Source organism: Luteolibacter sp. SL250 (assembly GCF_026625605.1).
Taxonomy (GTDB): domain Bacteria; phylum Verrucomicrobiota; class Verrucomicrobiia; order Verrucomicrobiales; family Akkermansiaceae; genus Luteolibacter.
Genome location: NZ_CP113054.1, coordinates 1218682 through 1243765, shown reverse-complemented (window position 1 = coordinate 1243765; position 25084 = coordinate 1218682). Strand labels below are relative to the sequence as shown.

Sequence of the window (25084 nt, the reverse complement as noted above, 5' to 3'; positions counted from 1 at the left end):
ATCAATATTCCCGCGGATTGGCGTCGGGCGGGATCACCACCACCGGACGCGCGGATTTTTTCTGGAGGATCTCACAGAGCTTCGCCGCCCCATAGGCCAGCAGAGCCGGAGGCGCGAGGGCGGAAACCAGCTTCACGTTCGCCACCAGGATGGACCGGACCGGCAGGCGGTGGAGAAGGCAGCCCACCGCGACGGCTCCGAGCACCGCCTCCTTGGGATTTTTCCGGATGCATTCCTCCCAACGCTCCAGGCAATCGAGCGTCTTCTCCTTACCGGAGTGGAGAACGGAGCGGATGCCATCATCGACGGATGGCACGGAATCAGGGTCGGTTGTCATAACTTACCAGAATTTGAGTCGGTTGCAGATTCGATTCAGTGATCCGGAAATGGAGTCCAGAACATCCCTCGCCGGGAGGTCGTGGAGGTAGCCGGAGGCTTTCCCGGCACCGGTGGATGCCATCTCCACCCCATCGTGGAACAGGGAGGAAATCCGTCCCGGCGCATGGCTGAGCCGACGGCCGAATGCCTCCGTTTCCCGAACGAGGCGATCAGGCAAGCTGAGATGTTCCCGCCTGGAATAGACGAGATAGCCGACGGCCGCACCGAAGACCAAGGCCCCGAAGACCGTCGGGATCGGGTTGCGGGTCACCATTTCCTTCGCCCGGTGACAGGCGGTCGAACATGGTTCGCTCGCGGTGGCTTTGACCTTTTCCAGCACCTGCTCAGGCATTTCCTGGAGGTCGATTTCATCGTGGTGGGCTGCTTTCATGGTGAAAGCACCCACCGCAGATCCCGCGCCGCACCACAGAATCGCCGGAAAACCCCTATATCAGAAGGACTGGCAGCGGATGGCCTGATCCTCCTCCGTATTTTATCCGGGCGAAATGCATGGTCTGATTGCACGATTGACTCATATTTTCCGGTTATGGCCCGCCGGAACCCGTGCAGATGCGTTGGGAACACTTCCAGCTAGAATGAATGGAACAACCAACCCATCCCGATCATGCCACTGGACCCAGTAGAACTTGCAGGCGGAGATTCCCCACGGAACACCCCGGAATACATCGACGAAAATCCCAACCGCGATTTGATCCTCGAAGGGATGGAAGTCTCCGAGGATGAGCGGCGGGAAGCTGCGGCGGACGTTTATGGAGAAGACCCTTCACTGCCGGTCTCCGACGAAGACGAAGATGAATTCGCCCCCGAGATCTCCGCCATCCACGGAGAGAAAGCCGATGACTCCTGAGCAGATCAGCTCCCATCTCAGATCCTACCGCGAGCGGCTGGACCGCATCGCTTCGCAAGAACGCGAGCGCGAGGAAAAGGAGGCCGAACAATACCGCGAGAACCAGACGAAATGCCGCCGGGCCCTGGTGGAAGTGGCGGAGCCGCTGCTGCGGCGCCTTTCCGTCCTGCTGGCGGAGGCCGGGCACGAAAGCATGGTCCATCCCGTCCAGGAAACCGAACACACCACCCGCCGGACAAACCTCCGCTCGACTGAATACGCCACCGCCATATCGATCGAGCAGCCGAAAGGACCGCTGACCCTGCGGGTGGTGGCGAGGCCGGACTCGATGCGGGTCTCCTCCCTCATCGGCGTGCCGCACGGGACCTGCAGCTCCGTTTTCCATGTGACCGACGGCCCCCTCAATGAAACCGGAGAGGTGACGGACCGGGGCATCGCCGATTTCGTGACCGCCGCATTCCCCCTGCGCTGAACAACCCCTTTCCCCAACCGCAGCCATGAACAACGACCCGCTGAAACCGAAACAGGCCGATCCCGATGGAACCCCGAAAATTCCCGGAGAAGTGGTGGGAGACGGTTTCCCTCCGGAGAAGGATGTGTCCACCCCTCCGCCGGGGACGGATCAGGACCAAGACAAAGACGAGGACTGATCAATCACCTAGCGTTTGCCTGCCTGGTGCTTCCCGCCCTGGTGGAGTGTCAGTCCGGTGACTTTTCCCTCCGCATCTTTCTGGAACTCCAGTGCGGCCTTCACCACATCCAGCTCGAAGTAATCCGCCTTCGTCTGGAAGACAGGGAGTGCAGGCTGGCCGGTGAGCTGGGCATACATGGTGTCCGCTTTCACCGTGATGGTGAGGATCTTCTTCGGGGTCAGTTCATACTCGCCGGTGTAGGCGGCCAGCTCCGCAGCAGTAGGAAATAGGATGGTCGGCAAGGGTGCATCCTTGCGCCGGGCGGGCAACTCCCGGCCATTCTGGAAGAGGATGAGGGATTTCACCGCGCCGGCTTCTTTCACGAACTGGAGTTCCGCCGCCACCACCTCATACCGGAAGCGGTCGTTGCCCATGCTTTTCACCGGAAAGAAAGGCTGCCCGGTGAGCCGCGCATGGAGGGAGGCCCCACGACGGAGAATGGTGAAACCCGCACCCGGCCCCATCTCATAGACTCCGGTGTAGGTGTCGAGCTCCACCTCCGTGAGCGCAACTTCCTCCGTCACCACCGGCTTCCTGTCCTCCCTCACCGCTCTCAGCAGCGCCTCCGCCGGGAGGTTGTCATTGTTGATGAGGATGATCCGGACGGACTTTTTCGACGGGATGACCTGGAGCGCGGTACGGTAGCCGCCGGTGCCACCGGTGTGCATGTAGTCCCGTTCCCCATCGAGCTTGCCGATCATGATACCCAGGCCGACTTCCCCTCCCGCATCCGGGTAGGATGCGTGGACCTGCATCATGTCACGGATGGCATCCGCAATGGGGGTCTTCTCCGGCTCGATCATTGCCTGCGCGAAGATCATCAGATCCGCCGCCGTGGAGCGCAGCGCACCCGCGCCCGCCATCGCCCGGAAGGTCCATTCATGGCCCGGGACCTTGTCGTGATACGGAGGGGAGAGACGTTTCCTCAGATCCTCATCAGGGACCATCATGGTGTCCTTCATGCCCAGGGGGCCGGTGACTTTCTCCTTCACCAGCAGGTCCCACGTCGATCCATGAACCAGGGCCAACATTTCTCCGAGCAATCCGACGCCGAGATTGGAATAGGAGGCGTCGTAGGGAGGCCCGCCCTTGAGCCTGACCCTGCCCAGGTATTCCTTCAATTTCGCCAGATCGTAGCGCGAGTAGGGATCCGGATTCGCATCAGGGTCCGGCCCCATGTTCCCTGGCAGACGCGGCAGTCCACTGGTGTGGGTGGAGAGCTGGATCAGCGTGATCTTCCCCACCCTTTCGTCGGCGAATTTGAAATCCGGACCCAGAAGTTCCGCCAGGGTGGAATCCAGCCGTGCCTTTTTCTCGATGACCGTCCGCGCGAGCAGGACGCCGGTGATGACCTTGGTGATCGAGCCGATCTCGAAGGCCCGCCGCTCCGGAGGGACGCCGTCCGGCTCCGCCTTTCCGACCACGGAATATGTGACCTGACCGTCGCGAAGTTCACCGGTGACGATGCAGCCTGCGGGAACCCGGTCCTTGAAGGCGAGTGCCGCTTCCGCGAGCGACTTGTCGGCACGGGCGGTTCCCAGGGTACCCGAGACGGCGAGCAAGGTGAGCATGAGATTCCGGAGCATGGCCGCATGTTGCCGGTGCATTGAAGCCGGTGCCAGACCGAACTGCCCGAAGTAGCGGCATGGCTGCGCCATGACGGCGGGGAAATCCAACCTCTTCGCCACGGCTCCGCATGGAAAAAGGCGCCATCCATCATCAACCGGAGTCGCAGTGTCGCATCCGTCCACCCAGCCGTCATGGCGCAGCCATGACGCTACGAAAAGCTAAATGCATGACATCCCCTCCCCCTCTGATTCCAATGGGCGGAGAAAGTCGTCGCCGGACTGCTGGGACACAATGAGGCCCTCGACGCAGGCGTCCTTTCGGTGCTGCGCGAGGGCCTGGAGAGACTCCGTGCGGAGGATCAGCGGTAGCTCAGTTGCGCGGTCGCTTTCGCGTCCTTGTCCGAGGTGAAGCGGATCCAGTAGGCGGAGAACTCCGCTGGGAACTCATGGTTGTAAGCGGTGCCGGATTTTACCTCCACCTTGTCCGTGACAACCCATGATCCGTTGCCGGAGATGTCCACCTCGATGGTCACGGTCGCGTCCTTGTCAGAGGACAGCGTCAGCGACTTCTTGTCGTAGGCGGTCATCAGGTAAGGGTCGGAAACTTCGCCCGCCTTCACGGCGGTGTCCTTCCACGGACCACCCTCGCCGCGCGGCTTGCCGAGCTTCCAGATATCGTCGATGGCGCCGACCCAGAGGGAGGTCTTGCCGTCGTCGGACTTGATGATGCGGCCGGTGTCCGCCGGTGCGTCGGTGGAGATGCCGGAGATGACGAACAGACCGCGGTAGGAGCAGAAGTCATGCACCATGAGGTTGTGGGTCGCGACAGGGCGCACGCGGGAGAAGCCACCGGCATTGCGTGCGGGCAATTCGAAGAAGGTGCCGTTCGAGTTGAACAGGTCACGCTCCGTCGCCACCTCACGGGCCACGCGGTAGTTGCCGAAGGTGCCGCCTTTTTCGAAGGCAGGGTCTCCCTTTGGCAGGCGCCATTTCTTACCATCGTCATCGGTGAAGATGACGGAGGCGGCGTCGCTGGTCAGCACGTTGGCGGGGATGGCGGTGTGTTCCTTCTGGTAGGCCAGGGCGGCGGCGTCATCCTTCTTCACGAGCTTCAGGTCGGCATCCAGTTCATAGTAGCCGATGTCCGAACCGTCCGGGGTGGCGGCGGAGAAGCCGAGCACCTTGCGGTCCTTTGGCAGCGCGCGGACGAGACCGCCGGTGACGGTGGTTGCGCCCGGCTTGCCGATGCCAGCGAACGCGGCGTCCTGTGCCTCCGTGCGCTTGTCCTCGTTGCGGTAGGTGAAGACGGCGTTCGCCTTCTTGACGTCCGCGGACGCTTTCAGGCGGACCCAGGTGCCGGTCTGCTCCTTGGTGAAGACATGGAAAAGTTCCTTCCCGGCCGGGACGGTCAGCTTCGCCAGCGGTTCCCACTTGCCATTGCCGGCCTTGTCCACTTCCAGTTCCACGACGACTTCCTTGTCCCCGTCCTGCGTCAGATGCAGGCCGCGGTGATCGTAGCCGCTGAACATGTAGGGATCCGACGCTTCTCCCGCTTTCACAGGTTCGTTCGCCCACACGGCGCCACGGCCAATGACAACGCCGAGCTGGTCGAGCTTCGCCGGATCGACGAACCAGAGGTTCGACTGCGACTGCGGAGCGGCGATCTTGCCCTTCGCCTTGCGGGTGTTGAGGAACTCGGCGGCGGCGGTGTCATCGCAGCCGAAGACGATGCGGTCGTTCCACTTGGCGAAGTCACCAATGACCTTGAGGTAATTCGAACGCGGCGCGATGCCCGCGGAATTTTCCGGGGTGAAGGTGAGCGGGAACTTCCAGAAGGTCCCATGCATGGTCATGAGCAGGTCGTTGCCTTCGCCGATTTCGCGGATGCGCGGCCACTCGGTGTTCCAGCCGTGGGCACCATCATAGGAGTGGGAACCCTTCGGCAGGCGGTAGGGATGCCACTCACCCTTGAAGCGGCACATGAGGATGAGGGAGCGATGGTCCCAGCCGACGGCCCAGATGGGGTCGTTGGCGGCGTCCGGATTTCCGGTGATGCCGCCGGGGCCGGTCACTTCGGTGAACTGGTTGCGGCGGACGATCTTCCACTTGTCCGCCTTGCCGTCCCACTCCGCGAGGACGCCGGACGGGGTTTCCGGTTTGGTGTGGGCCGCGTTGCCGTATTCGCCGTTGTTCGAGTAGATCAGCACACCCTGTCCGGAGTAGAGGCCCTTGCCGTGGTATCCGGGAAGATCCGCCAGACGCGAGTCGCTTTTGACATGGGTATCCCGCCAGAGTTCCTTCACCTCCAGCGATTTCACATCCACCTCATAGATGCCTTCCTCCATGGTCGCCTGATAGATCTTTCCTGACGGATCGAACAGGTGGCGCGCATTACCGGTCGGGCGGCCGTGCATCGTCTTGTAGGGGATGGTCCTGACCTTGCCCTCGCCGTCGATGGCATGGGGTCCGATGAAAAGCTGGTTGGACTCCTTGTGGATCATCCGGTTCGCAGGGGTGCCGCCGATGCTCTCCGGACGGATGATGAGCTTGAGATCCGGGGTGATCTCATAGAGCTTGTCCGAGGAGCCGCCGGGCTTGTGCGGGGCATAGGTGACCACCCACAGGCGGTCCGCCCATGGCACGACCGCGCCGGTGCCACACTCGCCTTCCTGGTTGAAGTAGGTCAGGCTCGGGTAGATGCCGGAGATTTCCACGGGAGCTGCGGTCGCAAGCGCGGCGCCGAGGAACAGATAGCTGAGGATACGCATTGGTGTATGGTTGCTAGGTTTCGGTGACAAAATTCAAATGGCGCGTGAACGGCGCATGAAAAGGGGCGCGGCGGCCAGGGCCAGAAACAGGGCGGATGGCTCCGGAATCACGGTTCCGGAGACGACGAGGTTGTCGATGTCGAAGCCGGGATTGTTGCCGTACCGGCTGTTGAAGATGAACGATCTCACGGTGGCCGTGTTGATGTTGCCGGCCTGCCTTGTCGTCAGTCCGGTGACCGTGCTGCTGGTCACCCCATCACTGATGGTGATGTTGTAGGTCGCTCCGTTGCTCCCCCAGCCCACGGTTTCAAGCGTCATGTGATACCAGGAGTTTGCCGTGACCGCCATGAGACCCGAGAGGGTCACGAAGGAGGTCCCGTTGTGGACCTGCCAGTTCGATCCGGTATAGATCAGGTTGATGGCAGCGTCATTCCCATTCGGAGTCGTGGAGTAGGTGGAGACGTTCAGGTTGAACTGGCGGTCGGTGCCTTTCAGGCGGAAATCCACATCAAGCATCATCGAGGCGACACCTCCATCGGAGAATACCTTGCCCAAGCCCCCCCAGTTCTGGCCGTTGGTGACAGGATCATACGGCCCGATCGCCGCGTAGTTGGTGGAGCCCACGGGGCCTCCAGCGGTGACGGTCGCATTCTTGTTCACCGACCAATCCGTGGAAACACTTCCGGATTCGAAATTGTCGGTGAGAAGGGTGGCTCCGGAAGCGATGCCTCCGGAAAACAGCGCAAGCAGCAGGGAAAATTTCATTTTCATCATCTTTCAATTCAAGGGATAGCTTCACTCATACGCCAGTTGTGCGGTCACCTTTGCATCCGCGCTGGTGGTGAAGCGGCACCAGTAGGCGGAGAACGCGTCAGGGAACACGTGTTCCAGCGGCTGTCCTGCCTTCACCTCGAAACGCTTGTGGTTCACCCACGTTCCGTTTCCGGCGATGTCCACCTCCATACGGATGATGATGTCCTTGTCCGCGGTGAGGGTGAGCGTCTTCTTGTCATACGCGGTCATCAAATAGGGATCGGACGCCTCGCCGCGCTTGGCGGCGGTGTCTTTCCACGGACCGCCCTTGCCGCGTGGCTTCCCGAGCTTCCAGAGGTCATCCACATTTCCGGCCCAGAGGGCGGCCTTGCCGTCGTCGGAGCGGATGATGTGCTTGTTGTCAGCGGACGCATCGGTGGCGACCCCGGAGGCGACAAACAGCCCGCGGTAGGAGCAGAAGTCATGCACCGCGCGGTTGTGCGTGGCGACCGGACGGACGCGGGAGAAGCTGCCCGCGTTGCGGGATGGCAGTTCGTAGAAGGTTCCGTAGGCATTGAACAGGTCGCGCTCCGTCGCCACCTCACGGGCGATGCGGTTGCCGCCGAAGCTGCCGCCGTTTTCATAGCCTTCCGCATTCTTCGGCAGGCGCCATTTCTTGCCCTCGTCATCGGAGAAGATCACGGACGCCGCGTCCTCCGTCAGCATGCCGGTGGGGATGACGGTGTTCTTCTTGTGGAAATCCAGTTCTTGCGGATTCTCCGTTCGGACGAGTTCCAGCTTCTCGTTGAGCAGGTAGAAACCGATGTCCTTGCCATCCGGTGACACGGCGGCGAAGGCGAGGTCACGCTTTTCCCCATCACGCGCCCGGACGAGGCCGCCGGTCAGATCCTTTGACCCTGAGGCGGCGATGCCATTGAAGATCGCGTCGCTTTTCTCCGTCCGGGCATCCTTGTCGCGGAAGATGAAGGAGATGTTCCCCTTCGCCACATCCTCGGAAACTTTCACGCGCACCCAGGCACCAGCCTGGTCATCCGTGAAGGTGTGGAAGGTTTCCATGTTCGGCCCCACGGGCAGCTTCAGCAGCGGCTCCCAGGTTCCGGTGCCGTTCTTGTCCACCTCGAACTCGAAGATCACCTCCCCCTTACCGTCATGGGAAAGGTGGACGCCACGCAGGTCATAGCCGGAGAAAAGGAACGGGTCGGTCGGTTCGCCTTTCTTCAGCGGATCATCGACTGCCAGAGCGCCACGGCCGAGCAACGGTCCGATGTCGTCGATTTTCTCCGGCTGCATGAACCAGAGGTTCGACTGGGATTGAGGCGAGGCGATCTTGCCCTTTGCCTGGCGCACGTTGGCGAACTCGGAGCGCGCGGTATCATCACAGCCGAAGACGAGGCAGCCGTTCCACTTGGCGAAGTCGCCGATGACCTTGAGGTAGTTCGAGCGCGGCACGATGCCGCCGGACTTGGCCGGGGTGAAGTCCTTCGGGAACTTGTAGAAGGTCCCGTGCATGGTCATGAGGAGATCATTCCCCTCTCCGATCTCCCGGATACGGGGCCACTCCGTGTTGTGGCCATGCGCACCGTCGTAGGAGTGGGAGCCTTTCGGCAGGCGGTAGGAATGCCACTCACCCTTGTCCAGCACCATCAGGATGAGGGAGCGGTGGTCCCAGCCGGTGGTCCAGATGGGATCGGTGTCCGGGTTCTCATTTCCATAGATGCCGCCCGGGCCGGTCACCTCGCAGAACTGGTTGCGGCGGACCATGTGCCACTTGTCGGCCTTGCCGTCCCACTCCGCGAGCGCGCCGGATGCGGATTCAGGGAAGCGGTTCTGGCGTCCCCGCTCGCCGTTGTTGGCGTAGATGAGGCGGCCATGGCCGGTGTAGAGGCCCTTTCCATGGTAGCCGGCCATTTCCATCCGGCGGGCGTCGCCGGGAACCTCCTCGTCGCGGAACAGCTCGGTGACATTGAGGGTGTGGACGTCCACCTCATAGATCCCTTCCTCCATGGTGGCGTAGTAGATCTTTCCAGCCGGATCGAAAAGATGCCGTGCGTTGCCCGTGGGGCGGCCGGTCATCTTCGAATACTGGATGGTCCGTACATGGCGGTTCTTGTCGATGGCATACGGCCCGATGAAAAGCTGGTTGGACTCCTTGTGGATCATCCGGTTCGCCGGGGTGCCGCCGATGCTCTCCTGGCGGACGATCAGTTGCAGATCGTTGGTGATCTCATAGAGCTTGTCCGTGGATCCCTTGGGCGAATGCGGCGCGTAGGTGATGGCCCACAGGCGGTCACCCCACGGCACGACCGCGCCGGTGCCGCACTCCCGTTCGTCATTGAAGAAGGAAAGGTGCGGATAGATTCCGGAAAGCTCGACGGGAGCCGCGGAGGCGATGGCCGCTGACAGGAAAAGGTAGCTGATGGCGCGCATGGGGTTTCTGTTGGGTTTCGGGTTCCCATGATGTTGTCGGCACGGATACGGCATGACACATCTCCGTGAAAAAATTTCGGAGAAAGTGAAGGCTGCTTCCCTGGAAATTGGACCGCGGAATTCATTCCGCTTGGCTTCGCAAGAACTGGATTCTCCGGGGCGGAATAAATTCCGCGGTCCCAGAGGACCCATCCCGACGGATCAATCAATCCGGCCGGTCTTCATCAAGGACTGGATCTCTTTCTGCGAGAGAGCGGCGGGGCAGAGGGTGACTTCATCGATGCCGCCGCGGAAGGTATGCTTCGGCATGCGCGCACCGGCGGAACGCACCGCGGAATTTTTCCCGAAGGCCACGCGCTGCGCCAGCGGGCCGGTGATGTCCGTGTTGATCCTGCGGATGCTTTTCCGTGCGGCGGGTTCCAGACGGCCATCGACGTAGAGGAGGATGTGGATGGCCACATTCGCCGGGCGGCCTTCGTAAAGCACGGCGGCCAGGTGGTGCCAGGCGCCGTCGCGCAGATCCGTGGCCCCCACCACTTCGCCTTCATGGGTACCCACCCGCAGCGAACCGACTGGGCCATCTTCCGCATCCGGGTTGATGGAGACCTGCCAGGTATCCCCCGGAGAACTGTGTGCGCCCCAACTGACAAGCGCGTAGCCCTCCGTCGCCTTCAGGTCCTGCGGCACCTTCACCCACAGGGAAACGGTCCGTGCGGAGGATCCGCCGAAGCCGGGAAACTCCGTCTGAATGTAGTCATCCTGGCCGCTGAAGGAAATGGCGGAGCCATTCACCCCATCCATCCACTGTGGCACGGTCGAGCCGCCGGGCAGAGAGGTGAGCGTCCCGGTGGCCTGTTCCGGAGACGCCACGCCGCGGACATCCGCACGGGCCCCCAAGCCGGAGCCTTCATCGAAGGCCCAGTGGAGGTAGTCGATTGGCGAGGCACCATGCTTCGGCGGCAGGGCGGTCAGGAAATTCCCGGGCGCGGCCACCAGGCTGGCGACGCCGTTTTTCCCGATGAGCGCGGCTTTGTCCTCTTTCAGCGAGACGGTACGGTGGCCCTGCGCCTTCGCTTCCACTTCCCCCTTGAGGACGTGGACCTCCATCTGGTCGCCCGCGGTCTTCACCGCGAACTCGGTGCCGATGTCCACGACCTTTCCTCCCGGGCCGTCGATGGTGAAGCCATGGGCGGACTCCGGCACGTTCGCCACGGCGCTGCCTTTCAAGAGCTTCGCACGGTTCGTGCCGAGAAACTGGAGCTGTGCATCCCCCTCGATGACGACCTCCGCACCGTCCTTGAAGCGGACGGAGACGAAGCCTTCCCGGAAGGAGAGGATCTCGCCCTTGCGGAAAGACTTTTCGGCGGGGATGCCGTCCGCGCCGGTGCTGCCGGTGATCTCCGCCACCGGTCCTTGCGAAAGCGGATGGAAGACTGCGTCCGCCACCCATCCCGCCACCGCCACGGTGGCCACTGCCGCCCAGACCTTCGGACGGAGGAAGAACGGCACCACCTTACGGACAGGAAGCATTTCCCTCCTGACTTCTCCGGGGAAGTCCGCCAGACCGACGACGCGGTGCTCCAAAAGTCGATCCAGCACCACCTGGTCCGCCGCGGCGTCCAGCAGGTCCGGGCGGGATTCCAGCGCGGCTTTCAGGGCTGAAAGTTCCGCATCGGTGAGAGTGTCCCCGTCGATCCAGCGCGCCAGCAGTTTCTCGGTCTCGAAGTCGGTCATGGCGTGGGGGCGGTCTGGTTGCGGATGCACTCCGCCAGCGCGGCGCGCAGACGATGGAGCTGCATGGTCACGGTCGAGTGGTTGCGCTGCGACTCCGCCGCGATGTCCTGCACCGCCGCATCATCATGGTAGCGGCGGTGGAGAAGCTGGCGGGCGGCTGGATCGAGTTTTTCCATGCAGTCGTCTAGGATGGAGAAAAGGTTGGCTTCCTGGAGCGGGGCGTAGCGTTCGGAGATTTTCGCGTCGATCAGGCCGGCGAGCTCGGTTTCCGCGCCGACGGCGATGGGGCGGTTCTTTTTCTGGAAGTTGCGCAGCAGGTTGAAGGCGATGCCGCGCAGCCACGGCCCGAGCGGGAGCTTCGTGTCGAAGTCCGCGAGCTTCTGGAAAGCGGTGATGAATGTGTCCTGGGCAAGGTCTTCTGCGTCGTGCGGGTTCTTCAGGCGGATGACCAGACAGGCGCGGATGTTCTGCTCATAGCGCCTGACCAGCTCGCCGAATGCGTCCGCATCCCCCGCGCGGGCCGCAGTCACGACCGCGGATTCTTCGGTGGATTCGGAGACGTCCGACACGGGGAAATTGTCACGAGGCGCGGCCATTGACACACGGACGGCGGAAATTTTTTCCAGCTCCGCGCCCGGCCTCCAGACTCCGGCATTTTCCATGGCGGGATCAAGGAAAGATCGCCTCCGTTCAAGCCCCTCAGGGCTAGGAGGATGAATGACCACTGATTTCACTGATTCCACTGATTTCCAGAAAAGAGAACGGGACATTCTGAATCTGTGTAATCAGTGCAATCAGTGGTAATCCCAATCGGAAAGAAATGGACGGCACCGCACCAGCCCATGAAACTCCGCACGTGTCCACCGCCAGCATCCCCGTCTGCACCGCGATCATCGTCGCCGCCGGCTCCAGCCGCCGGATGGGTTTTGACAAGCTGTCCGCGCCGCTCTGCGGGGTGCCGGTGCTGCGGCGGACGCTGGATGCTTTCCTCACGGCGGACGCCATCTCATCGATCATCATCGTCTGCCCGGAGGAACGCTGGGAGTTGCTGGGGGAGGCCGCGCGTTTCACGAAGCCCGTCGTCCGCGTCGATGGAGGGAAGGACCGGCAGGACTCCGTCGCCCAGGGCCTCGCCGCGCTGCCGGATGGCACGGAACTCGTCGCCGTCCACGATGGCGCGCGCCCGCTGGTCCATCCAGATGACATCGCCCGCTGCGTGGCGGAGGCCGCCGTCCACCAGGCCGCCACCCTCGCCCGCCGGGTGACCGAAACCCTGAAGCGGTCCGACGAGGACGCCTTCTGCACCGGCGCGGTTTCACGCGAAAACCTCTGGTTCATGGAGACCCCGCAGATTTTCTCAGCCGAGCTTCTGAGACAGGCCTACGCGAAAGTGGAGGAAGAAAATCTGACCATCACCGACGAAGTCTCCGCCGCCGAGGCACTGGGAGTAAAAGTGAAATTCGTGGAATCGAAGCACCCGAACCTGAAGGTAACGACCCCCGCGGATCTCGGGTTGGCGGAAGCGTTGATCCAATAGCGTCGTGCTTAGAAATGGACCGTGGCTGCGGCGTCCCGCCGCAGGCCGTGATTGTGGCGTCCCGCCGCAATTCTTCCCCGGAGAACACGAGCCATCTCTTTGGACATTCGGTTGGACGTCATAACTTTCCGCTTGTGGAAGCATATCGGTCAATGGTCACCTCGAAAACGACGGCGGGACGCCGTCGCCACGGCCTGCGGCGGGACGCCACAGCCACATCCTGGCGCCCGCCAGGCGGCAGCTAACCCCCTATCCCCGCCATCCCACTTTCCATTGACTCCCCCGGCCCCCGTGCTTTCCTTCGGCGGCCCTCTCCGGAACGAACCGGGGGAAGGCGCGAACTTTCACGATGAGCAAAGCGATATACGAGTGGCGGCGGATCCCGGACGGGCCGCGTCTGGCCGTGGCGACCATCGCGGATTCCGAATGCGCGGCGCTTTCCATCTACATTCCGGTGGGCAGCCGGGATGAGGCGGAGCTGCCGGCGGGGCTGGCGCACTTCGTGGAGCACATGGTTTTCAAGGGCACCACCCGCCGCACGGCGAAGCAGATCAGCTATGAGATCGAGGACGCGGGCGGGCAGATCAATGCCTGCACCTCCGAAGACCAGACGGTCTATGAAGGCCGCGGGGAGGCGGACCTGATGCCGGTGCTGGTGGATGTGCTGTCGGACATGGTCTGGCACGCCACGTTCCCCGAAGCGGAGATCGACCTGGAGCGCGAAGTCATCGGCGAGGAAATCACGATGTACCGGGAGTCCCCGTCCGACCACATCGGCGACCTTATCTCCTCCGCGCTCTGGGGAGAGCATCCGCTGGGCAACGCGATCTCCGGCTCCGAGGAGTCCATCCACGCCATCGACCGGGAAACGCTGGTCAAGTTCCGCGACCTCCACCATTTCCGGGATGACATCGTCATCGCCGCCGCCGGTCCGTTCACCGCGGATCAGGTGATGGAGATGCTGGCACCTCATCTGCCCACGGAGTTCCACCCCGGCACGCCGCCGCTGCCATTCAATGTGGAGGAGGCCCCGCTGCGGAAGATCACCGACCTGCGGGAGTCCGACCAGCTCCAGCTTTCGCTGGCCTGGCACACGCCGGGCAGGCGCTCGGAGAGCCGCCACGCGCTGCGCCTGCTGAGCATGATGCTGGGGGAAATCTCCAGCTCCCGCCTGTTCCTGGAACTGCGGGAGGAACGCGGGCTCTGTTACCAGATCGGCAGCGATGTGACGTTTTTCGACGAAACCGGATCGTTCGAGGTCAATGCCGGCCTTGATCCGGAATCACGGGAGGAAGCGCTGGAGTGCATCCACCGTGAGATCGCGGACCTGGTGGAAAATGGCCCGCGCCCCGGCGAACTGGACCGCGCGAAGCGGCTGATGATCGCCCAGAGCAAGCTGGCGTTCGAGTCCACCGGCTCCCACGCCGCGTGGGCCGGGGAGGGCTTGCTGGATTTCGATGAGATCCCCTCGCCCGCCGCCTGGCGCGAGAAGATCCTGGCCGTGACGGATGAGGATGTGCGGAGCATCGCGAGGGAGGTTTTTATGGACCAGCAGCCTGCGATGGCGGAGATCGGGGTGGGTTGAGGACCGGCAAAAGCGATCCGTTTGACTCAGTGCCCCGGACTGGCTAGCGTGCGGACCATGCCATGGTGAACCGGATTCTCCGGGTTCCTGTTGCAGCCGGTGGACAGGAGTGTCCACCCTCCTTACTCTCATGCCACGTGCTTTCCAACCCTTCACGCCGGAACACTACTATGCGGTGCTCGTTGGTGCGGTGGTCATCACCATCCTAATCCTGCTCGGGAGGATGGGTGGGCGGCGGCGGCTGTTCGCCACCTGGGTGCTGGCATTCACCAACCTGGCGGCCTACCCGCTGGGACAGGCGGCGTGGCTGTCGCTGAGTGCGGACAAGAGTCTGGACAACCTGATCCCTTTCCACCTGTGCGACATCGCGGCCATCACCGGTGGCTTCGCGCTGCTGACGCGGAACCACCTGCTGGCGACCCTGACGTATTTCTGGGGACTGGCCGCCACCATGCAGGGGCTGCTGACGCCGGCCATCACCGTCGGCTTTCCGGAGTGGCCGTTCATCATGTTCTTCGTCCACCACTTCGTCATCGTGGGCACGGCGTTCTACCTGCCCATCGTGGAGGGCTGGAGGCCGAAGACGCCGCTGTGGCGCAGCCCGGTGGAGGTTTTCCTATGGTCGCTGGCTTACCTCGCCTTCGCCATGACGGTGAACAAAGTCCTGGGAACCAACTTCGGTTTTGCCGCGGGACCTCCGCCGAATCCCAGCCTGATCGACCACCTCGGTCCATGGCCGTGGTACCTGCTGGCGATGGCGGGCTTGGCACTGGTGCTCTATTTCCTGCTGGCGTTGCCGTTCGCGGGCGCGGCACGGCGGGGAAAATGAGTTGGTCGGCCTGCCATCCCGGTTTATAGGTGGAGCAGATGAGCGACGCCGCCGCAGATCCCGCCCAGAAAACGAAACGCCCGCGCGTGAACGTCCGCCGTCCGGATGTCATGGAGCGCGTGGCCGCGGAGGTGGCGGTGCATTTCCACTCCTCCATCGTGGAGAAGCTGAAGGACCGCGGCGGAAAGATCACCATCGGCAACACGACGGTGCTGCTCGCCCAGCAGTTCGGCTTCTGTTACGGGGTGGAGCGGGCGATCGACCTGGCCTACGCCTCGCGGCGTGTTTTCCCGGAGAACCGCATCTTCCTGATCGGCGAGATCATCCACAACCCGGAGGTCAACCGCCAGCTCCGGGAGATGAACATCGTCTCCCTGCCATGGCAGGAACTCACGGAGGACTATGACGATCTCACGGAGGATGATGTGGTCATCGTCCCGGCCTTCGGCGCACCCACCCACTTCATGAAAAAGGTGGAGGAGCGCGGCAGCTATGTGGTGGACACCACCTGCGGGGATGTGATGAAGGTCTGGCGGCGCGTCCGCGGCTACGCGAAGGACGGCGTGACCTCCATCATCCACGGCAAGTCGAACCACGAAGAAACCCGCGCCACCGCGTCCCGCGCGCTCGGCGAGGACGGCACCGGCCACTACCTCGTCATCCTGACTCTGGCGGACACGGACTACGTCGGCAACTACATCAAGGGCCACGGCAACAAGGCGGACTTCATGAAGCGCTTCGGCAACTGCGTGTCCGATGGCTTCGATCCTGACATCCACCTCCAGCGCATCGGCGTGGCGAACCAGACGACCATGCTGAAAAGCGAGACGCAGGAGATCCAGACACGCCTGCTGGCCGCCGTGATCGAGCGGGACCACAACGGCGCGAATTTCCAGGTGTTCGACACCATCTGCGGGGCCACCCAGGAGCGGCAGGACGCCCTGTTCGAGATGCTGCGCGTGAAAATGGACATGCTGCTGGTCGTGGGCGGCTACAACAGTTCCAACACGCAGCATCTCGTCGAAATCGGCGAAAAGGAACTGCCGACGTTCTTCATCCGGGACGCCTCCTGCATCAGGTCGCTGGAGGAAATCGTCCACTTCGACCTCCACAAGCACGAGGAGACGACCAGTTACTCAAGGATCCTCGCGGGGGACGCGCCCGCCGTCATCGGCATCACCGCCGGAGCTTCCTGCCCGAACAACCTGATCGAGGAGACGGTCTTCAAGGTGTTCGAGCTTCGGGGGATCGGCCGTGAGGCGGTGGCCGGGGCGTAGAGGCTCACCGGCGGTGTTGACGAACCCTAGGGGATCTACCGCAAAGTTGCCAAGGCCGCGAAGCTACGCAAAGGAAGAGGGAAGGTGGATGGGTTGGGCTACTGCCCCGATTTCCTTTTTGTTATGGAGAAAAGAAGGCTGGCCGCGAATCGGGCGAATCTTGAAGCCTCCTTTCTTACCTTTGCGGCTTTTGAGACTTTGCGGCAGGCCCTTCCTGATTCGCCAATGCCGCCGGAGGACAGGAGTGTCCTCCCTCCTTACAGGTAAGGCAGGAAGGCCTTGTGCATCTCCGGCGGGATGTCCAACAGGCTGTAGTCCTTCGAGGAAACGAACAGCAGGCTCTGCTGCCCCTTGCCCAAAAGCTGGTTCTCCGAGCCGAAGATCTGGTGCTCCAGGGTGCAGAACTTCCGGTTGAAGTCCGCCACGCGGATTTTCACGGTGATGGTGTCGAACTCCCGCGCCTCGCGCACGAACTTGTGCTCGAACGAGCGGGTCAGGATGAAGAATTTGGTGGTCTTCAGGTCGAAGTCCGGCATCGCCTTGGCGAAGAAAAGCTCGCGGGTTTTCCCGACGTACATGCCATACATGCCGAAATAGACGTTCCCCACGGAGTTGGTGTCCGCGTAGGTGGCGATCATGGAATAGACGAACCACTTGCCCTCGAAGTGGCCGCCAAGCGCATGGGCGTCCGCAGGCTGGACCACGGCGGAAGCGGCCGCCGGAGAAGCCGGCGCGACGGTTTTCGCGATGGCCTTGATGGCCGCCACGTCGGAAGTGGAGGCTTTCTCCATCACCTCGCCCGCCTTTTCCGTGACGACGCGCAGGAGGTCGGTGTTGACCACCAGCCAGATGACGTAGGCCAACGGCAGGACCGAGCCGAGGATGAGCAGGGAGGTCTCCGCCTTGAAGTAACCGAAGGCGAAGATGACCATGGACATGCTGGCCATGGAGAACATGCGGATCTGCGGCAGCGGTTGCTGGGAGTTCGGCACGAAGCAGCGGGCGATGGCCAGCGAGGCGTAACCGACGAAGAACGAGGCGTAGAACACCATGAAATACTCCAGCTTCACCAGGTCCGCCTTGCCGTAGAGCCAGTTCGCCAGGATACCGGAGAGCGTGATGAACGCGACGAGCAGGAAGCTGGGGATGGGGGAAGCGATGAACTGCTTCGGAACCATCGACAGGAGCACGTTCTGGCTTTTTTCGACATTCCTGCCGAGGAACCACTTCAGGGCCACATAGCCGCTGTCCAGGGTGGTGACCGCGCAGATGATCAGGAAGGAGAAGTAGGCCACCGGGATCACGCTGCCGTCGGCGAAGCGCGACTGCATGTAGCGGGTGACCAGGTCATGGGCGTAGGTGAAGCCGTCCACGGCCTTCATCATGGCCACCGCCTCCGCGCCCTTGCCCATCACCCACATCGCCATGAAGCCGTGGAAGAGGAGGAGCAGGAAAAAGATCACGCCGCCGATGATGTAGCTGCCGCTGACGGAGGTCTTCTCACGGTGGATCTGGATCGCGCGCTGCCAGTGCTGGAGATCCAGCCACGGGCCCACCAGCAGGCCGACCAGCAGCGGGATGGTGTAGCCCAGTAGACTGGGACCACCCCACACCGGGGTGTAGGGGGACTTCCACTGGACGGAGCCGGACGTGGCGGCTCCGGTGCCGAACAACAGGATACCGATGCAGACGAGCAGGCCGAACCCGGCCATGGCATGACCGTACTTGATCTTCCCGATGCCGAACTCCTCCCCGAAAAGACAGCCCGCCGCCAGGACCACGAATACCACCAGGCAGAGGAACATGCCCACCAGCGGCCCGGGGGCCAGGTTCAGCGGGACGAACAGGTAGCTCGCCAGTGCGAACACCGTGAGGGACAGGGCGATGATCTGGTAGAGATAGAACGCCAGCCGGAACGGCCGGGAAAATTTGTCGAAGAAATCCGCGAGCGATTCAGGTCCGCGGCCGTGCCGTTTCGCCACGATCTGGGTGAGCACACCGAACAGGGCCAAGCCCACCGCATTCGGGACGGCAAAGGTCAGCAGCCCCTGGAGACCGAACATGAATGTCATCTGGACGCTGAAAAACAGCCCCAGCCCCCACATCCATGACAGAGCCACGGAATTTCCCCAAAGGATCGCATTCAGCCAACGGAAATTCATCTCCGGACAAGGGAAACGCTAATGCCCGCGACAGCAAGCCGAGATTGCTGGAGGGCAAGGCACCGTCAGCCAAAAGCAATCCTCGCTCGGCTTTTCCCGATTGTCATTCCACACCGCCCGTGAAGATACTCCTTCCTCCCCTCCATGGCCGCCGGAAACCCCTACCAGCCTCCAGCCAGTGACTCCTCACTCCCTGAGGAGATCCCGGAGGCGCAGGAACTGGCTCCGCTGGGCGACCGCTTTGGAGCATCCATCGTGGATGGCATCATCATCGGTGCCCTGCCGTTGCTGTTTGGAGCGGCCTTCGCAATCTTCCTGGAAAAGCACCTGCCTGATGTCGCCGGAGCCTGGATCAGGAGAATGGAGGAGTCCGATTTTTGGAGCGGCTTCATCGACACGATGGTCAGCTTCGTCATCTTCGTCGGGGTCCAGGGTCACTTTCTGGCAAAAAACGGTCAGACCATCGGCAAGAAGCTGCTCGGCATCAAAATCGTCACCATGGAGGGAAAGAAGCCCCGGATGGAAGCGCTCCTTCTGCTCCGCATGCTGGTGCCCGTGCTGTTGGCCACCATCCCCGTCGCCGGTCCGTATATCTATCTGGCGGGCATCCTCATCATCTTCACGCGCCCGAGGCGGTGTTTCCATGACTACATCGCAGGGACGAAGGTGGTGCAGGCGACCGTGCTGCCGAGGGGAGTGGCGGGAGCCGGGAGGACAGCGCGGAGACTTGGGAAAAAGGAAGAGATGGCTTCAGTTCCCGGGGAAGAGGAGAGGACGGATCGCGACTGTTAAAATCTGAAGAAGGCCATTTTCGGTTGTTCCTTCTTTGCGGTCTTTGGGTCTTTGCGGTGAATTTTCACTGGCATGCTGTTGCAGCCGGAGGACAGGAATGGAAGCGAAGCGGACATAGCGGCGCAGCCGCAATGTCATCCCTTACTCTCCCACAATGCGGACGTTGCGGAAGGAACCGAGGTCATCGAATGAGCCGAGGCCGATTGCGCCCTTGCCGAGCGTCTTGTCGGTGGCGGAGAGCACCTCCTTGCCATCGAACCAGACCTTGATGGAACCTTCCGCGGCATTCCTGGTGACCTTCACCTGATGCCAGGTTTCCGGTTTCCATGGGAGGGTCTCCGCGCCTTGCTTGGTGATGGCCTTGCGGTCCGCGTCGTTGACGAGGTGGAGCTGGAGGTGCACCGCATCTGACTTTTCCCCGAGGTGGGCGTAGTAAAATTTCGTGTCGCTCTCCTTTGAGAAGGCGATGCAGACGTCGTTGTTGCCCTTGTTGAACAGGTCCAGCCGGACCTCCGCGGTGAGGGTGAAGGAATCCCACTCACCGCCGGTGAACCAGGCGAGATTGAAGGGACTGCGGACCTTCGGCTTGAAGTCCGACTGTTTCTTCAGCGAAAGGACGGTGTCATCCCCGGCACCGGTCCATTCCCATGCGGTCTGGTCACCGTAGATCCACTTTTCCTTCCCAGCGAGTGGCTTGGTCTGCCCGAAGGCGGCTCCTGCACATAGCGGAACCAGGACCAGGCCGCGGAGATTGAAGAATCCAGTCATCGGTGCCAGAATCCATCAGATCCCCGACGGATCAAGTCCGCATGCTCCGCATCCTGTCCATCTTTCCGTGCCTGCTCTGCCTGGCCAGCGCCGCCCCTCTGCCACTCGGGCAGGGTCCGTCGGCCACCATGGTGGAAGATACCCCGGCCAGGACCACCGTGAACGCGATCCCGGACGGGCGGAACCAAGGCCCTGCGGGAGACCTTCCTCTGGCCGTCCTGAGGATCGACTGGCTCAACAACGAACCCACGCCGAAGGATTTCGAGGTGACGGTTACGGACAAGCAGAAGGTCATCACCACGACCTACAGGCAGGGCGCCACCGGGATCACCCGCACGCTTCTCGCCACCCCGGAGATCATTTTCCTGCATTTCGTGGCGGACCAGCCGGGGGCCATTTCATTCAAAACCACGCTCGGCTCCCCACGGGACGGGACAACCGCCGTCCAGAACCGGAACGAACTGACATGGACTTCCGCCCGGGCCCCCGCCATGAAAGCCTATGCCCGGGTGATCCCCTTCGAGTCCGACGTGGAGACGGAGGGAGACTCCATTGTCCTCCGCGGAGAGGGTGAGTGCATGGTCATATTCAGTTTCACCCGGCTGGATGACGCCGCGAAACCGCTTTCCGGCACCTGGAAACGCCTCGCCGCCGCCCTGGATCCCGGCGCGGAACACCCGGACCCGGTGAAAATCTGGCAGACGATCCTGGCCCACGGAGGCGCTCCCTGAAAAAATCCCACTTTCCCCCATTTCCAGCCTCGCAATTCTTCCATTGCCCGGCAGCTTTTCCCCCTCTTTACTCGCCCCGTTCCACGGGCCAGCCCCGCAAATTTCATGATCGAGCAAATCCGCAAATACTCCGGCCTGATGATCGTCGTTCTGGTGGTCGTCTTCATCAGCTTCTTCTTCATGGACACCAACTCCATGCGGGGCCCGATCGGTTCGCCCACCGTCATGCGGATCGACGGGCGCGGCTACAGCGAAAAGGACTTCCGCCGCCTGGGTGCCAGCAGCTATGAAGCCATCATCGGCATCGCACGGGGCGGTGATTTCGGACTTTACCAGGCTTTCATGCCACTTTTCGGCCGGGGCGGCGGGGATGACATCCCGAAGCAGCTCTTCATCAACCGCGTTCTCCTGCAACAGGCGAAGGACAAGTTCGGCATCCACCCGAGCGACGAGGAAGTTTCCAGCTACATCCGGAAAATGCGCGCTTTCAGCGGCCAGGACGGCAGCTTCGACCCGGAGATCTACGGCAAATTCGTCGAACAGGGGATGAGCCGCCTGGGTCTCGCCGAGCATGACCTCCGTGACATCGCCTCCGACGCCATCGCCGCGCAGAAACTCCAGTCCATCCTCAGCGCCGGGCTCAGCACCGACCGTGACGCGATCGCACGGGAAACCGCCCTGGATTCCCAGCAGATCACCGTCGAGCTCGGTCGCCTGGACCTCGACACCTATCAGGACAAGATCGACCCGAAGGAAGAGGAGATCAAAGCCTACTGGGAAGGCATCCAGGACTCCTTCAAGACGGAGCCGCTCAAGAAGTTCACCTACGTGATCGTCACTCCGGAAGCTGTTGCGGAGTCAGCTCCCGAGGCACCGGCCGCCCCGCTGGCCGCCGATGCGACGGAAGAAGCGAAAGCCGCCGCAAAGAAAGCGGAGGAAGACAAGAAGGCGGCCGCCGCCGCGAAGACCGCCGAGGCACGCCGTGAGAACCAGAACAAGGTGGACGGCCTTGTCGATGATTTCAGCTTTTCCCTGATGGAACAGCATGGCGCCGGTTTCGAGGACCTCGCCAAGAAGAACGGCTGGGAAGTCAAAACCACCGACCTCTTTGCCCAGAGCGCGCCACCGGCTGACCTGAACATCGACCTCCGCTCCTCCAGCCAGGGCGGCAAGGCGGTGGATCTCCTGTTCCGCATGACCGCAGGCAAGGACGCGGCCTCCCGCATCTCCGAGCCGATCGCCGTCGGTGAGGGCCAGTGGCTCGTCGCCCGCCTGGACGGCGAGGAAGCCTCCCGGGTGAAAACCTACGCGGAAGCCCGTGCGGATGCCCGTGCCCAATACATTTCCGAAAAGGGGATCGAGGCGATGAAAGCCGCCGTCGAAGCGGCCTCCACCAAGATCAAGGAAGGCCTGGCCGCGAAGAAGTCCTTCGCGGACGCCGCCAAGGAAGCCGGCATCGCCGAAGTCAAGACGGTTGAGAAAGTGACCCGCACCTACCGCCCGGATGCCCTCAGCGAACCACAGGGCCTCTTCCAGGAAGCCCGTGCGACCGATCCCGGCGCCCTCACCAACACCATCGTGGAGTCCGACCGCGCGTTCGTGGTGCATGTGGTGAAGCGTGAGGTGGTCAAGGAAGAGAACGCCGCCGCCCGCCTGGACGCCGAAGTGTCCAACAGCGCCGCCGGCAACGCCTTCGCCGCCTTCCACTCCTGGCTCTCCGCGGAAACCGAAGCCGCCAAGGTGGAGGACCTCTACGCCAAGCAGTAACACGCCTTCCGGCGGCCCACGCCGCGCAGAGCCGATGCAAGGGAACCCCGAAGCCGAAGAACTCTTCGACGAAGCCAACGGCCATCTCGCCCTGGGCGAGCTCGATGAAGCCATCGCACTCTACCGCCGCTGCGTCGCGCTGGATCCCGGGTTTTTCGACGGCTGGCACGCGCTGGCCATGGCCCTGCTGAAAACCGGACAGACCAAGGAGGCGATCGGCTGCGGCCTGCAGGCGGTCACCCTCCGGCCGAACGACCTGCTCGCCTGGACCGGTCTCTCCCAGATGTATGTCCGGGACGGCAACATCCCGGAAGCGGAAGCCGCCAAGGGCAATGCCCGCATCCTGTCACTGGGCGGCAAAGTCGTCCGGGACGCCTGACTTTTTCCCATCAAATTTTTTCCGACCATGTTCTATCTCACCACCGCCATCGACTACACCAACGGCTCGCCCCACATCGGCCATGCCTATGAGAAGGTGCTGGCGGACGTCATCGCCCGCTACCGCCGCCTGCGCGGGGACGAGGTCTATTTCCTCACCGGCGTGGACCAGCATGGCCAGAAGGTGCAACAGACCGCGGAAAAGGAAGGGGTCCATCCCGCCACCTACGTGAAGCGCACCACGAAGAAATTCTCCAATCTGTGGGAGAAGCTGGGCGTGCGCTACGACGGCTGGGCGGAAACCACCGACGACCGCCACAAGGCCTGCGTCGGTGCCATCCTCTCCAGCCTCAAGGAAAGCGGCCAGCTCTACAAGAAGTCCAAGAAGGACCTCTACTCCGTCCGCCAGGAGCAGTTCCTCACCGACCGTGACCGCAACGAACAGGGGGAGTTCGGCCCGGAGTGGGGTGAGGTCATCGAGATTGAAGAGGAGAACTGGTATTTCCGCCTCAGCGACCATGCGGATTGGCTGGTGTCCTTCATCGAAAGAACGGAGGACTTCGTGCTCCCCGCGTTCCGTCGGAACGAGGTGCTCAACGCGCTCCAGCGCTCCCCCGGCCTGGACCTCTGCATTTCCCGTCCGAAGTCCCGCCTGCGCTGGGGCATCGAATTTCCTTTCGATCCGGAATACGTCACCTACGTCTGGTTCGACGCCCTCATCAACTACATCTCCTTCGCCGGCTACCAGTCCGGCAGCGGGGATCTGCCGGACTTCGGCAAGCTGTGGTCGGAGAACGACCGCCGCCCCGTCCACATCATCGGCAAGGACATCCTCGTCCCCGCCCATGGCATCTACTGGCTGATCATGCTCCATGCCATGGGCTTCCCGGACGACCAGATCCCGCAACTGCTCGTCCATGGCTTCTGGAACGGCCTGCGTGGTGAGAAGATGTCAAAATCGCTCGGCAATATCGTCGATCCTTCGGAACTGGCGGACAAATTCGGCGTCGATGCCGTGCGTTACTACCTGGTCCGCGACATCACCACCGGCAAGGACTCCGACTTCGACCTGGACCGGTTGTTGATGCTCTTCAACACCGAACTGGCGAACGCGCTGGGCAACCTCTGCAACCGGGCGCTCAACATGAGCCAGAACTTCACCGGCGGCGTCATCACCACGACCGGCGAACTGACGGCGGATGACCTGGCTCTGCGCGAGTCTCTTGCCACCTCTCTGGCGGACTACCGTGCTGCCATGGATGAATATGACATCTCCCGCGGCCTGGAGGCGATCAACCGCCATGTCGTCCACTGCAACGGCTATGCCGAGCGCATGAAGCCTTGGGAAATGAACAAGGAGTGGAAGACCAGCAATGATCCCGCGCTGAAAGCGAGGATTGCCACCGTGCTGTACCATTTGGCCGAAAGCGTGGCCCACGCGGCGGTGCTGCTCTCCCCGGTGCTGCCGGAAGCCTCCGCCAAGCTGGCGGCCCAGCTTTCCCTGCCAGGCCTGGAAGATATCAAGCTTCCGGCGCTGGCCTGGGGTCTGATCCCGGACGGACACGCCATTGGCAAACCGAAGCCGGTTTTCCCACGCATCGCCCCCCCGGAACAGGAATAAGATATCCCAAGGCTCCGGCTTCAGGAAGGTCCGCCACATGTGGACGGTCCACGCACTACGGAGGAAAATACACGGTTCCGCCGGCTCCCCCCCGATGGAGACGTCCTTCGGGCGTCCGGAACCGTTCATTGATGGCGTGAGCGGCCGCTGCAACTGGACGCAAGGAGTCCAAGGGAATTTCGTACCCATTCCACGGTCAGAATCCATGCCAACCTCGATACTACCACGGGTGGATCGCAAATTTGGTAATGACCCTACAAGCAGCAAACCGAGCATTATTCATATCCAAATTATCAACTTGTTTAATTTTTGACCATTTTTTGAAGATCAACCAATTTGACTCCGCACAGTTTCGGATAAAACCCGTCCAAATTGTGATACCCCCATAAGCAGTTCCCTCAATCACGAGTCCCAATTATTTCACATAT

At 62.2% G+C, this 25084-nt stretch carries 22 protein-coding genes; 12 read left to right on the top strand and 10 right to left on the bottom strand.

Annotation, left to right across the window (positions count from 1 at the left end):
* Position 1: 1 nt before the first annotated feature.
* Both OVA24_RS05525 and OVA24_RS05520 read right to left on the bottom strand, forming a co-directional pair.
* Positions 2-337, bottom strand: coding sequence for a hypothetical protein (locus tag OVA24_RS05525; RefSeq protein ID WP_267674194.1), 336 nt, complete (start codon positions 335-337; stop codon positions 2-4).
* 3 nt (positions 338-340) lie between these two features.
* Positions 341-769 carry a hypothetical protein gene (locus OVA24_RS05520; RefSeq protein WP_267674193.1) on the bottom strand — a complete coding sequence of 143 codons (429 nt, stop codon included), beginning with the start codon at positions 767-769 and terminating at the stop codon, positions 341-343.
* A 234-nt stretch (positions 770-1003) separates the two neighbouring features.
* Here OVA24_RS05520 and OVA24_RS05515 point away from each other — a divergent pair, with 234 nt between their 5' ends.
* The 3 genes from OVA24_RS05515 to OVA24_RS05505 are packed head-to-tail and all read left to right on the top strand — an operon-like array spanning position 1004 to position 1896.
* Positions 1004-1246: a hypothetical protein gene (locus tag OVA24_RS05515; protein WP_267674192.1), complete on the top strand. Its 243-nt coding sequence runs from the start codon at positions 1004-1006 to the stop codon at positions 1244-1246.
* Positions 1236-1718 carry a hypothetical protein gene (locus OVA24_RS05510; protein ID WP_267674191.1) on the top strand — a complete coding sequence of 161 codons (483 nt, stop codon included), beginning with the start codon at positions 1236-1238 and terminating at the stop codon, positions 1716-1718. The genes OVA24_RS05515 and OVA24_RS05510 overlap by 11 nt, the downstream gene beginning before the upstream one ends.
* 25 nt (positions 1719-1743) lie before the next feature.
* Positions 1744-1896, top strand: coding sequence for a hypothetical protein (locus tag OVA24_RS05505; protein ID WP_267674190.1), 153 nt, complete (start codon positions 1744-1746; stop codon positions 1894-1896).
* 8 nt (positions 1897-1904) lie between these two features.
* Here OVA24_RS05505 and OVA24_RS05500 read toward each other — a convergent pair whose 3' ends face one another.
* From OVA24_RS05500 to OVA24_RS05475, 6 genes are all read right to left on the bottom strand, one after another.
* Positions 1905-3596, bottom strand: coding sequence for a serine hydrolase (locus tag OVA24_RS05500; RefSeq protein WP_267674189.1), 1692 nt, complete (start codon positions 3594-3596; stop codon positions 1905-1907).
* Positions 3597-3865: 269 nt separating this feature from the next.
* Positions 3866-6274, bottom strand: coding sequence for a hypothetical protein (locus OVA24_RS05495; RefSeq protein ID WP_267674188.1), 2409 nt, complete (start codon positions 6272-6274; stop codon positions 3866-3868).
* 33 nt (positions 6275-6307) lie between these two features.
* Positions 6308-7039, bottom strand: coding sequence for a hypothetical protein (locus tag OVA24_RS05490; protein WP_267674187.1), 732 nt, complete (start codon positions 7037-7039; stop codon positions 6308-6310).
* A 30-nt stretch (positions 7040-7069) separates the two neighbouring features.
* Complete coding sequence (locus tag OVA24_RS05485) at positions 7070-9475, bottom strand: hypothetical protein (RefSeq protein ID WP_267674186.1); 2406 nt, start codon at positions 9473-9475, stop codon at positions 7070-7072.
* Positions 9476-9676: 201 nt separating this feature from the next.
* Complete coding sequence (locus OVA24_RS05480) at positions 9677-11209, bottom strand: LamG-like jellyroll fold domain-containing protein (RefSeq protein ID WP_267674185.1); 1533 nt, start codon at positions 11207-11209, stop codon at positions 9677-9679.
* Positions 11206-11871, bottom strand: a complete 666-nt coding sequence (locus OVA24_RS05475; RefSeq protein ID WP_267674184.1) for an RNA polymerase sigma factor — start codon at positions 11869-11871, stop codon at positions 11206-11208. Before OVA24_RS05475 ends, OVA24_RS05480 begins: the two co-directional genes overlap by 4 nt.
* Before the next feature lie 194 nt (positions 11872-12065).
* Here OVA24_RS05475 and ispD point away from each other — a divergent pair, with 194 nt between their 5' ends.
* The 4 genes from ispD (at position 12066) to OVA24_RS05455 (ending at position 16437) form a co-directional block, all read left to right on the top strand.
* Positions 12066-12746: a 2-C-methyl-D-erythritol 4-phosphate cytidylyltransferase gene (gene ispD / locus OVA24_RS05470; RefSeq protein ID WP_267674183.1), complete on the top strand. Its 681-nt coding sequence runs from the start codon at positions 12066-12068 to the stop codon at positions 12744-12746.
* Positions 12747-13095: 349 nt separating this feature from the next.
* A complete protein-coding gene (locus OVA24_RS05465; protein WP_267674182.1) occupies positions 13096-14331 on the top strand; it encodes a M16 family metallopeptidase in 1236 nt (411 codons plus the stop codon).
* Positions 14332-14461: 130 nt separating this feature from the next.
* Positions 14462-15160, top strand: coding sequence for a YwaF family protein (locus OVA24_RS05460; protein ID WP_267674181.1), 699 nt, complete (start codon positions 14462-14464; stop codon positions 15158-15160).
* 38 nt (positions 15161-15198) lie between these two features.
* Positions 15199-16437, top strand: a complete 1239-nt coding sequence (locus OVA24_RS05455; RefSeq protein WP_267674180.1) for a 4-hydroxy-3-methylbut-2-enyl diphosphate reductase — start codon at positions 15199-15201, stop codon at positions 16435-16437.
* A gap of 257 nt (positions 16438-16694) precedes the next feature.
* Here the strand turns inward: OVA24_RS05455 and OVA24_RS05450 are convergent, their stop codons facing one another.
* Positions 16695-18557, bottom strand: a complete 1863-nt coding sequence (locus OVA24_RS05450; RefSeq protein WP_267674179.1) for an acyl-CoA thioesterase — start codon at positions 18555-18557, stop codon at positions 16695-16697.
* A 186-nt stretch (positions 18558-18743) separates the two neighbouring features.
* Between OVA24_RS05450 and OVA24_RS05445 the strand changes: the two genes are divergently transcribed.
* Complete coding sequence (locus tag OVA24_RS05445) at positions 18744-19391, top strand: RDD family protein (protein WP_267674178.1); 648 nt, start codon at positions 18744-18746, stop codon at positions 19389-19391.
* Positions 19392-19532: 141 nt separating this feature from the next.
* On the opposite strand, the gene OVA24_RS05440 is transcribed toward OVA24_RS05445, so the two are convergent.
* The gene (locus OVA24_RS05440) at positions 19533-20159 is read right to left on the bottom strand and encodes a 3-keto-alpha-glucoside-1,2-lyase-like domain-containing protein (protein WP_267674177.1); all 627 of its coding nucleotides are present in this window, start codon (positions 20157-20159) and stop codon (positions 19533-19535) included.
* A gap of 41 nt (positions 20160-20200) precedes the next feature.
* Between OVA24_RS05440 and OVA24_RS05435 the strand changes: the two genes are divergently transcribed.
* The 4 genes from OVA24_RS05435 (at position 20201) to metG (ending at position 24656) form a co-directional block, all read left to right on the top strand.
* On the top strand, positions 20201-20890 hold the full coding sequence (locus OVA24_RS05435) for a glycoside hydrolase family 95 protein (RefSeq protein ID WP_267674176.1): 690 nt from the start codon (positions 20201-20203) through the stop codon (positions 20888-20890).
* Positions 20891-20995: 105 nt separating this feature from the next.
* A complete protein-coding gene (locus tag OVA24_RS05430; protein ID WP_267674175.1) occupies positions 20996-22657 on the top strand; it encodes a peptidylprolyl isomerase in 1662 nt (553 codons plus the stop codon).
* Between the two features lie 34 nt (positions 22658-22691).
* On the top strand, positions 22692-23036 hold the full coding sequence (locus OVA24_RS05425) for a tetratricopeptide repeat protein (protein WP_267674174.1): 345 nt from the start codon (positions 22692-22694) through the stop codon (positions 23034-23036).
* A 27-nt stretch (positions 23037-23063) separates the two neighbouring features.
* The gene (metG, locus tag OVA24_RS05420) at positions 23064-24656 is read left to right on the top strand and encodes a methionine--tRNA ligase (RefSeq protein ID WP_267674173.1); all 1593 of its coding nucleotides are present in this window, start codon (positions 23064-23066) and stop codon (positions 24654-24656) included.
* The last annotated feature ends 428 nt before the right edge of the window (positions 24657-25084 follow it).